Raw genomic sequence first — 12286 nt, 5'->3', positions numbered from 1 at the left:
TTAGTTTAGGCTATAAGGTGGTGGCTCTTCCATCCCATCAAGGAAAAACATCATGATTGCAGTCACAGGTGCTACAGGTCAGTTGGGTCGTCTGGTGATCGCTGCCTTGCTCGAGAAAGGGGTGAAGGCTGACCAGATCATTGCCCTGGCACGTCGCCCGGAAAAAGCCGCTGACCTTGAGCAGGATGGCGTGCAAGTGCGCGACTTTGACTACACCCAACCTGAAGCCATGGTCATTGGCCTGGAAGGGGTCAGCAAACTGCTGCTAATCTCGTCCAACGAACTGGGCCAGCGCGCCGCTCAGCACCAGGCCGTGATCGACGCCGCGAAGCAGGCGGGCGTGCGATGGCTGGCCTACACCAGCGTGCTGCACGCCACCGGCTCGGCCCTGGGCCTGGCGGCCGAGCACGAGCAGACCGAGCAGGCGCTGGCAGCCAGCGGGCTCCCTCACGTGCTACTGCGCAACGGTTGGTACAACGAAAACCATGCAGCCGGTGTACCGGCGGCGGTCGCCCACGACGCCTTGCTGGGCAGCGCCGGGGAAGGGCGGATCTCGTCCGCCGCCCGTGCTGACTACGCTGAGGCCGCCGCCGTTGTGCTCGCTGGCGAAGGTCATGAGGGCAAGACCTACGAATTGGCCGGCGACAGCAGCTATACCCTTACCGAGCTGGCGGCCGAAGTGTCCCGTCAGGCGGACAAGCCCGTGCCCTACCACAACCTGTCGGAAGCCGAGTACAAGGCTGCGTTGATCCAGGCAGGCCTGCCGGAGCCGGTGGCCGAACTGCTGGCCAACTCCGACGCCGCGGCCGCCAAGGGCGCCCTGTTCGATGACAGCAAGGTGTTGAGCAAATTGATTGGCCGCGCCACCACGCCAGTGGCCGAGTCGGTGGCGCTGGCCCTGCGCGCGTGAATGGGGCTTAGCTGTTGATCACATACAGGCACACCGACAGGGTCACCAGTGACCCCAGGGTGGAGACCAGGATAGTGCTGGAGACCACCGAGGCTTCGCGCTTGTAGTACTCGGCCAGCATGAACGGCCCGGTACCGGTCGGCAGGGCGCTGAGCAGCAGCGCCGAATGCGCCCACAGCGGTGGCAGGTCAAATACCTTGTAGGCCAGGAGCCAGGTCAGCACCGGGTGGGCCACCAGTTTGATCAGCACCAGCAGCGAGGTCCCCTCACGGGGGCCTTGTTGTTTCTGTGCCAGAAACAGGCCCAAGGAGATCAGCGCGCACGGCGTGGTGGCCGCCCCCAGCAGGCTGAGGAACTTGCCGGCGGGGGCGGGCAAGGGGGTGCCGGTCATGGCCCAGCAGGCGCCCAGAATCGGTGAAATCACCAACGGGTTTTTTGCCAATGCCACCAGCACTTTGAACACGATGCGGTGCACCCGGGCCTCACTCTGCAAGCCCACTTCAATGCACACCAGGGCCAGCCCGAACAGCACGCACACCACCAGCAGCGAAGCGATCAACGCTGGCTCCAGGCCGCCATTGCCCAGCACCATGACGCACAGCGGGATACCTATATAACCGGTGTTGGCATACGAGGCACTCAGTGCATCAATGCTGGCGTCGGCGAAGTGCCCGGCTTTCTTCCAGCGCAGGGCCAGGGTCAGGGCGAACATGGCCAGGGTGCCGAGCGTGAAGGTGGCGACGAACCCAGGGTGCCAGATCTGCTCCCAGGTGGCGGTGGCCGTGGAGGTGAACAGCAATGCGGGCAGGCACAGCCAGACCACCATGCGGTTGATCTCAGACGCTGCAGTGGGCCCCAGCCGGTTGCTGCGGCGGCAGACGAACCCCACCAGGATCAAGGCGAAGATGGGCAGTAGCACGTTGAACACGGAAGACATGGGGCGGCTTGAACCTTGTGCGTCGGACAGGTCGGCAAGGTTAAGGAAGTGAATCGTTAGCGTCCAACCTTATTCACCCATCCCCGCCATGTAAGTAAATGCTTACGCGCACTGACGGAGATTTCCTCTATACCCACTGATAGGGTATCCCTACAATTGGATCCATCAACTGCTGCACAGGAGTGCTGTGGGATCAAGGACGATCGACCATTGGCCCGGAGGGTCGCCGACAAGGAGTTGGATGGTCTTGAAGAAAACCCGCCTCGGCGGGTTTTTTGTTACCTGGGGAAAAGTGCCGGTCAACGGCAGCGCGGCCGTGAACCGGCTGTGCCGGTCATTTCTTCGCGGGGACGATCTTCTCGATGACGCTGTTGCTCAACTGCACCAGCACATAGCGGTGGTTGACGAGAATCCAATGGCTCTTGCCTTCCTCAGGGGCGCTCAGGCCGTGGCGCTGCCAGTCCTTGACCTCTTCGTTGGGACGGCGGTAATGGTCAGGGATCTTGTCGCCTTCCTTGAACTGGCCCGAGTCGGTGCCGGGGATCTGCACCGTCGGCTCGGCCTGCTCGGCCGCCTGGACCATCCCAGCCACGCCACTCAGGCTGGCCGCAATGACCGCCATGGCGGTCCATGTCGTGATCTTCATCCTGTACTCCCGGTGATTGAGGTCTACAGGATCTCTGACTGCCTGTTGCGCAAAACATTCCGTCTTGAATAGTCAGTACGGTTCGCCACGGCAGGACCGGATGCACGCTCGACCGCTTTCCGCGCTTCGTCCGGTCCCACGGGGACCGCCGGCGTCAGGTCAACAGCTCGGCGAAGGCCTTGTCCGCTTCCAGTACCGCAGGCAGGGCAGTGAACAGGGCTTCGAGGTTGACGCCTTCCAGCAAGGGCCCGCTGACGGCCTCCAGCGCGGCCTCGGTGTTGCCAGCGCTGGCTTGCAGGGCGTCGGAGATGGCGATCGCCTGGGCCACCAGGCGGGGCAGTTCGCCGGGGGGCGGGGCCTGCACCGGCCGCGCCTGGTAGGCAATGGCGTCCTGGATCGACTTCGGCAGCTGCCACCGCCGGGCCAGCTCCGCCCCCACTTCGGGGTAGCCAAACCCCAAGTGCAAGGTTTCACTGGCCGCGCGACCGGCATTGCCGGCCTTGTGGGCGTGGTTGATCTGCGCCGCGACCATGGGCGCGCCGGTCTGGATCAGCAGTTCGCCGATGTTGTGCATGACCCCGCAGGTGAACGCGGTCTCGGTATCGGCGCCCGCCTGCTTGGCCAGCAGCCGGCAGATGCCGGCGACCTGGAAGCTCTTGAGCCAGAAACCCTTGAGGTCGAAATTGGCGCTGGCCTTGAAGGCACCCGTCACGGCAGAGGCCAGCACCAACGTGCGCAGGGTGTTGAAGCCCAGGCGCAGCGCGGCGTCCTCGATGCTCGCCGACTCCCGGGCACCGCGAAAGCGCGCAGAGTTGGCCAAGCGCAGGATCTTGGCCGCGATCACCGGGTCTTTTTCGATGTTGCGAGCCACGGCTTCCAGGCTGGTGGAGGGGCTGTCGAACTGTTGAATCAGGTCCTGGGCTACCTTGGGGATGCTAGGGAGGCTGTGCAGGTCGGCAAAAAGCGTTTCGATTTCCATGGCAGTGCACCTGTTGTGGACGCGTCAGCTTCAACCATAGGCAAGATTGGCGGCTTTGCCTGGCAATTCCCGACGCACTGCGCGCGCGAAGCAGGGGAGGACAAATGCAATTACGCGTTGTAGAATCAATTTACGCATACAAGAATAATCCGGCGGGGAAAGGGTCCACATGAAGCGACTCGGGTTCAAACTGATCATGGGCGATTTTCTCGCCCGCAGCGTGCGCGGCATACCCTGCGCGCCGCCTTTGGCATGCGCCTGACCGAACGACACCTTCGTTTCATTCACGCATCGCCAAGGAGCCAATCATGGCTGACATCTTCGACAACCCCATGGGCCTCATGGGCTTCGAGTTCATCGAGTTCGCCTCTCCCACGCCCAATACCCTGGAACCGATTTTCCAGATCATGGGTTTCACCAAGGTCGCCGAGCACCGCTCCAAGGACGTGCACCTGTACCGCCAGGGCGGCATCAACCTGATCCTCAACAATGAGCCCCACAGCCTGGCGTCGTATTTCGCCGCCGAACACGGGCCTTCGGTGTGCGGGATGGCGTTTCGCGTGGCCAATGCCCACAAGGCCTATGCCCTGGCGCTGGAACGCGGCGCCCAGCCGGTGGAAATCCCCACCGGCCCCATGGAGCTCAACCTGCCGGCCATCAAGGGTATTGGCGGTGCGCCGCTGTACCTCATCGATCGCTTCGGTGAGGGCAGCTCGATCTACGACATCGACTTCAACTGGTTGCCCGGTGTAGACCGCAACCCGGTGGGCGCAGGGTTGAAGATCATCGACCACCTGACCCACAACGTCTATCGCGGGCGCATGGCCTACTGGGCCGGTTTCTACGAGAAACTGTTCAACTTCCGTGAAATTCGCTACTTCGACATCAAGGGTGAGTACACCGGGCTGACCTCCAAGGCCATGACCGCGCCGGACGGCATGATCCGCATCCCGCTCAACGAGGAGTCCTCCAAGGGCGCGGGGCAGATCGAGGAGTTCCTGATGCAGTTCAACGGGGAGGGCATCCAGCACGTGGCGTTCCTCACCGACGACCTGGTCAAGACCTGGGACGCGCTCAAGGCCATCGGCATGCGCTTCATGACCGCGCCGCCCGACACCTACTACCAGATGCTGGAAGGGCGGGTGCCAGGCCACGGCGAGCCGGTGGAGGAACTGCGTGCCCGTGGCATCCTGCTCGACGGCTCGACCCAGGCCGGGGACCCACGGCTGTTGCTGCAGATCTTTTCCCAGACGCTCATGGGGCCGGTGTTCTTCGAGTTCATCCAGCGCAAAGGCGATGACGGTTTTGGTGAAGGCAACTTCAAGGCATTGTTCGAATCGATCGAGCGTGACCAGGTGCAGCGTGGGGTACTGAACCCCGACGCCAGCCCTGTGTAGCCCCTCGCCCGCGCGCCTTCGGGCCGCGGGCTCAACCCTGGCGGCGTCGGTACAGCCAATGGCAGACGCCGCCTGTGGCTATCCCCAGCAGCAGCAGACCACCGAGCGTGGCGAACGCCTGGCGCTTGAGGTAACCCCAACCGTAGCCTGGCGCGAAACCGCCATGCACCTGGTAGCCGAACTCCTTGGATGTCAGCAGGGTATGGTGCTCCGGGTGGTCAGGGATATCGCCCCCGCGAACGCTGCTGTCGCTCCACAGGAAGGCCTCGCCCACTTGCAGCACCAGCACCGCGTGTCCTTCGATCATGCGCAAGGCACTGGCCAGCGTGCGGCCGTCGATGACCGTACGCACCCCGTGCGGGTGGTTGTAGAGGCGGTACACCAACGAGGCTTCATCCGGTGTCACCGGGTTGCTGGCGCGCAACAGCAGGCGGCCGTTGAAATATTCCTGCTGGCTGACGGGCCGCTGATAGGCGCCATAAAACGAACTGCAATAGCCCTGGTGGTCGCGCACCAGATTGGCCGAGCGCACGAAGGGTTCGATAGTGACCTCCTGACGGACCTGGTGCAGCACGCTTTCGCACGGCTCGCCTGCCAGGGGGAGCAGTCGCTCGGCGCTTTGGGCGGCCTGGGCAATGATGACGTCAAGCTGGCGTATGGCCTCGGCGGTGGTGTGCCGGACTTCGTCGCGCAGGTTGCGTTCGACCTGCCAGTGCAATACCAGCAGGCCGCTGGCCACGGGTAGCAGGCCGATGAGGGTGGCGGCCAAGACGGCTCGCAAGCCATCGGCGGAGAATGAGATGTGAGGCATGTGCACGTCCTTGTGAGCCTGTGATCCGGAGCCTCACTATAGGGTTGCCTCAGCCTCGTTTTTGTAGGCCTTTTCTTCATGCCGCGTGCGATAGGGCGGCGTGCCTGCGCAGACGGCTACGACACCATCACCGCTTCACGGGGCAGGCGTTCCTGGGCCGGGCTACGGGCGAAATAGCGTTTGTACTCGCGGCTGAACTGCGAGCTGCTCTGGTAACCCACCCGGTGGGCCACCTGGCTCACGCTCAGCCCTTCGGCCACCAGCATGGACTGGGCCTTGATCAGCCGCAGCTGTTTCAGGTACTGGATCGGCGATGCCAGGGTCGCGCGTTTGAAGTGCTCATGAAAGGTCGACGCGCTCATGTTCGCACGGCGCGCCAATTCGTCGACCTGCAAGGGCTGGGCGTAGTGGCTGTGCAGCCAGGTCAGCGCGCCGGCAATGCGAGCGAATTGCCCCTGCTGTTCCACCAGCGCCCGCAGGACATTGCCCTGGGGGCCGCGCAAGGCGGCGAACAGCACCTCGCGCAAGCGCGAAGGGCCGAGGATGCGGCACGCTTGCGGGTCGTACAGGCACTCCAGCAGGCGCTCCACGGAGCAGCGCATGTCTTCATCCAGCGCGGCGCTGGCCATGGAGGCCGGGGTCTGCGGCTGATGGTCACCGGGCCCCATGGCCAACACCAGCTCACCCAGCACCAGGCGGTCGATGGGAATGCTCACTCCCAGCAACGGCTGCTGCTCGGTGGCAAAGGTCTCGTATTGAAACGGCACCGGTAGCGCCTGGACCAGGTAATGCCCGGCGCCGTACTCCAGCTCGCGGTCGCCCAGGTAGGCGATCTTGCTGCCCTGGGCGATGATCATCAGGCTGGGGTCGTAGATCTGCGGGCAGCGGGCAGAGTTGCCGTGGGCGCTGACCACGCGCAGGCCGTCGATGGCGGTGGGCAGGAAGCCATCGCTCTGGGCCAGGGGTTCGAGCAGGGACACCAGACGGGCGTTGGCGTCCAGGTGGCAAGTGGGGGACATGAAAAATTCCGTGCGGCAGGCGATCAGGTGGCCATGATCGCAAATTTCTGCCCGGCATTGGCAGCCATCGGAGGAATAGGCATGCATCGCGCAGGATCTCCCATGGCCGCCACGGCACTAAACCCGGAGAATGCCGCCGCTTTAAGGGCCACGGCCCGGTTTCAACCAATGAGGTACCGCATGTCCAAAGCTCTGGGTTACGCCGCACTGACCCCCACTTCGCCCCTGGCCCCCCTGGCCTTCGAGCGCCGCGACCCGCGCGCCAACGACGTCAGCATCGACATCCTGTACTGCGGCGTGTGCCACTCCGACATCCACCAGGCCCGCAACGAGTGGGGCATCGCCGTGTACCCGCTGATGCCTGGCCACGAGATCGTCGGCAAGGTCACCGCCGTTGGCCCCGCCGTACGCAACTACAAGGTCGGTGACCTGGTGGGCGTAGGCTGCATGGTCGACTCGTGCCAACAGTGCGCGGCATGCCGCAAGGACCTGGAGCAGTACTGCCAGGAAGGTCCGACCATGACCTACGCCACCCCTGACCGCCTTGACGGCACCAACACCATGGGCGGCTATTCCGACCATATCGTGGTCCGCGAAGAGTTCGTGGTGCGTATTCCGGAAGGTATGGACCTGGCCGCTGCCGCGCCCATCCTGTGTGCCGGTATCACTACCTACTCGCCACTCAAGCACCACGGCGTCGGCCCTGGCCACAAGGTCGGCATCCTGGGCATGGGTGGCCTGGGCCACATGGGCATCAAGCTGGCGAAGGCCATGGGCGCCGAAGTCACCGTGTTCACCCGCTCGGCCGCCAAGGCCGGCGAAGCGCGCAAACAGGGCGCCGACCACGTCATCGTCTCCACCGACGCCGAGCAGATGGCCGCGGCGGCGGGGCACTTCGATTTCCTGCTGGACACCATCCCGGTGCAGCACGACCTCAACCCCTACCTGCAGACCCTGACCTTCGACGGCGTGCACATCCTGGTCGGCCTGATCGAACCGATCGCCCCGCCGGTGCACGCCGCCAACCTGGTGCTGCAGCGCCGCGTACTGGCCGGCTCGCTGATCGGCGGCATCGCCGAAACCCAGGAAGTGCTGGACTTCTGCGCCGAGCATGGCATTTCGTGCGATATCGAGATGCTCGACATCCAGAACATCAACGCTGCGTATGAACGCATGATCGTCGGCGATGTGAAGTACCGCTTCGTGATCGACATGGCGTCGCTCAAGGCCTGATCCGGCGCTTGGGTCGGTACATCACGCGTGTGGGGCGAGCAGCGCCCACAGGTGTTCGATGTCCGGCCCAAATGTGCAGCAATCTTGAATTTTCCCCTCCATCGCTTGCACCCCCTCCCGCCCGGCGCGTTAATACACCCTTTAGCGCCACGCGTACCGCCCCCCCATGAAAACCCGTCTGTCGACCAAGCTGTTCCTGGCCCTGATGAGCACCTTGATCCTGGTGATGCTGGCCACGGCCTTCGCCAATGGCCTGAGTTTCACCCGTGGCTTTCTCGGCTACATCAACGAACTGGCCGAACAGCGCACCCGCGACGTGCAGCCGCGCTTCGTGGCCGCCTACCGCGAGCACCGCAGTTGGGAGTTCGTGCGCCATGACCCGCATGCCTGGTTCCAGTTGATCCGCCCCGACGCGGTGACCGTGGACGACGAAGTACGGGTCACCCCGGTGTCCGACCTCACCGGTGCGGTGTTTCGCATCAGCCTGCTGGATGCCGATTACCAACCCGTCATGGGTTACACCGATGTCAGCGAAGACGCGTTGCGCCTGCCCATCGTGGTGGAGGGCCGTACGGTTGGCTGGTTGGCCACCACCCCACTGCAGAGCGTGACCGAAACCGGCGGCGAGCGGTTCATTCGCGGCCAGCTGGTGTCGGGCCTGATCGTCGCGCTCGTGGCCCTGGCCCTGGCCGCGTTGATTGTCTGGTGGGTCTCGCGCCGGCTCCTGGGGCCGGTGCGGGATGTGGCGGCGGCCACCCACCGCTTGGCCGCTGGCACCTATAGCGAGCGCGTGGCGGTGAGCAGTGACGACGAAGTGGGGCAACTGGCCCGAGACTTCAACCAATTGGCCTGGACCCTGGAGCGCAACGAGCGCATGCGTCGCGAGTTCATGGCCGATGTGTCCCACGAGTTGCGCACGCCGTTGTCGGTGCTGCGCGGCGAGCTCGAAGCGCTGGAAGACGGCGTGCGCAAGCTGGACGCCGATTCGCTGCAATCCTTGCTGGGCGAGGTCGGCATGCTCGGTACGTTGATCAACGACCTGTACGAGTTATCGCTGGCCGATGTCGGCGCACTGTCGTACCGCAAGGAGTCGGTGGACGTGGTCGACGTCCTCAGCCAGGCAGTGGCCATGTTCCGTGAACGCTTCGCCAGCCACGACCTGCGCCTGGAACTGCAGGCCCATCGCGGGCCGATCCGGGTATTCGCCGACCAGGGCCGCTTGCAGCAACTGTTCAACAACCTGCTGGAAAACAGCCTGCGCTACACCCACGGGGGCGGCCAGTTGCGGATCAGTGCGCTGAGCGACGGCACCCGTGTGCACCTGGACTTCATGGACACCGCCCCCGGCGTCAGCGCCGAATTCCTGCCCCGGTTGTTCGAGCGTTTCTTCCGTGGCGAGGCGTCGCGCAACCGTGCCAGTGGCGGTGCGGGCCTGGGCCTGGCCATCAGCCACGCCATCGTCGAGGCCCACGGGGGTACGCTCCAGGCCAAGGCCTCACCCCTGGGCGGCCTGTGGCTGGCCATTGACTTGCCGTTGGAGAATGCGTGATGACTGAAGACAGACCGGCCCGCATCCTGGTGGTCGAGGACGAACCCAAGCTGGCGGCGCTGCTGCGCGACTATCTGTGCGCAGCAGGGCATGAGGTGCAATGCCTGGCCGACGGCCTGGCGGTGCTGCCGACGGTGCGTGCTGCCATGCCTGACCTGATCCTGCTGGACCTGATGCTGCCGGGCCGCGACGGCCTGGAGATCTGCCGCGAACTGCGCACCTTCAGCGACGTGCCGGTGATGATGATCACCGCCCGGGTCGAAGAAATCGACCGCCTGCTGGGCCTGGACCTGGGCGCCGACGATTACATCTGCAAGCCCTTCAGCCCCCGGGAAGTGGTGGCCCGCGCCCGTGCCATTCTGCGCCGTCGGCCACGCTCGGCGGGGGAAGCCGGCCTGCAGCTGGACGAAACCACCTGGAAAGCACGCTTCAACCAGGTGGAGCTGGACCTTACGCCCGTTGAATTTCGCCTGCTCAAGACCCTGAACGAACACCCTGGCCGGGTCTTTTCCCGGGACCAGTTGATCGACCGCCTGTACAGCGACCACCGGGTGGTCACCGACCGGACGGTGGACAGCCACGTCAAGAACCTGCGCCGCAAGCTCGAACAGGCGGCCCCGGGCCAGGACCCCATCCAGTCCATCTACGGCGTGGGCTACAAGCTGGAATGGTAGCCCACTGACCGCCAGCGCTGGCGCAGCACGGCAGCGAAGGGCTATCCTGCGTCGCGAATGAATTCAAGAGTGAGCACATGCAGGAAGTGCCGGAATACGCTTTTCTCCCCGACCGGGGCGCCATGAGCGAACAGGTGCGGCGGTTCGACTGGGCTGCCACGGCGCTTGGCCCCATGGAGCATTGGTCGCAGGCATTGCGCGTGGCGGTGCAGATGGTATTGGCCAATGCCTTCCCCAGCTGCCTGGTGTGGGGCCCGGGCATGGTTACCCTCTACAACGACGCCTTCGTACCCATCCTGGGCAGCAAGTCCAACGCCCTGGGCCGTTCGTTCGGTGACATCTGGAGTGACGCCTGGCCGACCATCGGTCCGATCGCCGCGCGGGCGCTGGCGGGGGAGTCGACCTTCATCGAAGACTTCCCGCTCACCCTCCAGCGCAACGGCTACCCGGAGCAGGCCTGGTTCACGTTTTCCTATAGCCCGGTGCGCAATGAGCACGGCCAGGTGGTGGGGTTTCTCGACACGGTGGTGGAAACCACCCGCAGCGTCCTCACCCAGCGGCAGACCGATGAGTTGGCCGCCAGTTTCGAGCGCCAGGTGGCCGAGCGTACCGCAGACCGCAATCGCCTTTGGGAATTGTCATCGGACATTATCCTGGTCGCCGAGCCGGACCTGAAGATTGTCGCCATCAACCCTGCCTGGGAGCACGTGCTCGGCTGGCAGCCTGGGTGTTTGCGTGGCAATAGCGTGTTGGGGCTGGTACACGTCGATGATCGTGCCACGGTGCTGGCCGCGGCGGCGCGGCTGGCTGACGGCGAAGCGGTCCAGGACATGAATTGCCGGCTGCGCGACAGCCGGGGTGAGTACCGCTGGATCAACTGGGCTGCGGTGCCTGGCGACGGTTTCTTCAATGCCGTGGGCCGTGACGTCACCCAGGAGCGTGAGCGCGCCGAAGCCCTGCGCCAGGCCGAGGACCTGCTGCGCCACAGCCAGAAGATGGAAGCGGTGGGGCAACTGACCGGCGGCCTGGCGCATGATTTCAATAACCTGCTGACAGGCATCACCGGCAGCCTGGAACTGCTGCGCCGGCGCGTGGCCCAGCAACGCTTCAATGAGCTGGACCGCTACCTGGACGCTGCCCACGGCGCCGCCAACCGCGCGGCGACACTGACCCACCGCCTGCTGGCCTTCGCCCGGCGCCAGACCCTCGACCCGCGCCCCACCGACGTGGTGCAACTGGTGGATGACCTGCGCGACCTGATCCGCCAGACCCTGGGCCCCACCGTGGCGCTGGACTGGCAGCCCCAGGCCGCCGTGTGGACCGTGCTGGTGGATGCCAACCAACTGGAAAGCACGCTGCTCAACCTGTGCATCAACGCCCGCGACGCCATGCCGGATGGCGGCCACCTGGCCTTGCAGGTGCACCATCATCAGCAACCGGCGCCGGCGCTGGCTGACGATGACCTGCCACCGGGCCAGTACCTGTGCCTGAGCGTGGTCGACACCGGAACCGGCATGAGCCCGGAAGTGATCGCGCGGGCCTTCGACCCCTTTTTCACCACCAAGCCGATCGGCCAGGGCACGGGCCTGGGGCTGTCGATGGTCTACGGGTTCGCCCGGCAGTCGGGCGGGCGGGTACGCATCGAATCGTCGCCGGGGCAGGGCACTGCCGTGCGTCTTTACCTGCCGCGTCACCTGGGCCCTGTGCAGGCGCCGGACGCTGCCCCGGCCGACCTGGTGGCCCGCCCGGCCCGGCTGGGGGAAAGCGTGGTGCTGATCGATGACGAAGTGACCTTGCGCACGCTGGTCGCCGAGCAGCTGGAGGAGATGGGCTATCAGGTGCATCAAGCCGGTGACGGTGTGGCAGGCCTGGCGCTGTTGCAGATGACCGGTGAAGTCGACCTGCTGATTACCGACGTCGGCCTGCCCGGTGGCCTGAACGGGCGGCAAGTGGCAGACGCCGCCGCGCGCATACGCCCAGGCCTCAAGGTGCTGTTCATCACCGGCTATGCCGAGCAGGTGCTGGTCAAGCGCTCGCAGCTGGAGCCGGGCATGCGCCTGCTGGTCAAGCCGTTTACCTTGCAGACGCTGACGGAGAAAGTGCGCAGCCTGCTGGACGAGTGACCCGAGCA

At 64.9% G+C, this 12286-nt stretch carries 11 protein-coding genes; 6 read left to right on the top strand and 5 right to left on the bottom strand.

The genetic code is table 11. From position 1 onward, the window contains the following. Positions 1-52: 52 nt before the first annotated feature. Entirely contained in the window at positions 53-910 is an 858-nt protein-coding gene (locus HWQ56_RS15970; protein WP_176571124.1) for an SDR family oxidoreductase, read from the top strand. Between the two features lie 7 nt (positions 911-917). On the opposite strand, the gene HWQ56_RS15965 is transcribed toward HWQ56_RS15970, so the two are convergent. The 3 genes from HWQ56_RS15965 to HWQ56_RS15955 all read right to left on the bottom strand — a co-directional run bounded on the left by HWQ56_RS15965 (position 918) and on the right by HWQ56_RS15955 (position 3472). Next, entirely contained in the window at positions 918-1847 is a 930-nt protein-coding gene (locus HWQ56_RS15965; RefSeq protein ID WP_176571123.1) for an AEC family transporter, read from the bottom strand. A gap of 334 nt (positions 1848-2181) precedes the next feature. Beyond that, positions 2182-2493, bottom strand: coding sequence for an RcnB family protein (locus HWQ56_RS15960; RefSeq protein WP_233270970.1), 312 nt, complete (start codon positions 2491-2493; stop codon positions 2182-2184). A gap of 154 nt (positions 2494-2647) precedes the next feature. Then, the gene (locus tag HWQ56_RS15955) at positions 2648-3472 is read right to left on the bottom strand and encodes an HDOD domain-containing protein (protein ID WP_176571122.1); all 825 of its coding nucleotides are present in this window, start codon (positions 3470-3472) and stop codon (positions 2648-2650) included. Between the two features lie 308 nt (positions 3473-3780). On the opposite strand from HWQ56_RS15955, the gene hppD reads away from it, so the two are divergent. Further along, complete coding sequence (gene hppD / locus HWQ56_RS15950; RefSeq protein ID WP_176571121.1) at positions 3781-4869, top strand: 4-hydroxyphenylpyruvate dioxygenase; 1089 nt, start codon at positions 3781-3783, stop codon at positions 4867-4869. Positions 4870-4900: 31 nt separating this feature from the next. Here hppD and HWQ56_RS15945 read toward each other — a convergent pair whose 3' ends face one another. Together HWQ56_RS15945 and HWQ56_RS15940 are read right to left on the bottom strand one after the other, a co-directional pair. Continuing rightward, the gene (locus tag HWQ56_RS15945) at positions 4901-5680 is read right to left on the bottom strand and encodes a CSS-motif domain-containing protein (RefSeq protein ID WP_176571120.1); all 780 of its coding nucleotides are present in this window, start codon (positions 5678-5680) and stop codon (positions 4901-4903) included. A gap of 116 nt (positions 5681-5796) precedes the next feature. Then, positions 5797-6699, bottom strand: a complete 903-nt coding sequence (locus HWQ56_RS15940; RefSeq protein ID WP_176571119.1) for an AraC family transcriptional regulator — start codon at positions 6697-6699, stop codon at positions 5797-5799. Between the two features lie 180 nt (positions 6700-6879). Here HWQ56_RS15940 and HWQ56_RS15935 point away from each other — a divergent pair, with 180 nt between their 5' ends. The 4 genes from HWQ56_RS15935 (at position 6880) to HWQ56_RS15920 (ending at position 12278) form a co-directional block, all read left to right on the top strand. Further along, on the top strand, positions 6880-7932 hold the full coding sequence (locus HWQ56_RS15935; protein ID WP_176571118.1) for an NAD(P)-dependent alcohol dehydrogenase: 1053 nt from the start codon (positions 6880-6882) through the stop codon (positions 7930-7932). A gap of 166 nt (positions 7933-8098) precedes the next feature. Continuing rightward, the gene (locus tag HWQ56_RS15930; protein ID WP_176571117.1) at positions 8099-9481 is read left to right on the top strand and encodes an ATP-binding protein; all 1383 of its coding nucleotides are present in this window, start codon (positions 8099-8101) and stop codon (positions 9479-9481) included. After that, entirely contained in the window at positions 9481-10155 is a 675-nt protein-coding gene (locus tag HWQ56_RS15925) for a response regulator (RefSeq protein ID WP_176571116.1), read from the top strand. The genes HWQ56_RS15930 and HWQ56_RS15925 overlap by 1 nt, the downstream gene beginning before the upstream one ends. 77 nt (positions 10156-10232) lie before the next feature. After that, positions 10233-12278, top strand: a complete 2046-nt coding sequence (locus tag HWQ56_RS15920) for a hybrid sensor histidine kinase/response regulator (protein ID WP_176571115.1) — start codon at positions 10233-10235, stop codon at positions 12276-12278. The last annotated feature ends 8 nt before the right edge of the window (positions 12279-12286 follow it).

The organism is Pseudomonas eucalypticola, from assembly GCF_013374995.1.
Lineage (GTDB): Bacteria > Pseudomonadota > Gammaproteobacteria > Pseudomonadales > Pseudomonadaceae > Aquipseudomonas > Aquipseudomonas eucalypticola.
This window is presented reverse-complemented; position numbering and strand designations above follow the sequence as displayed.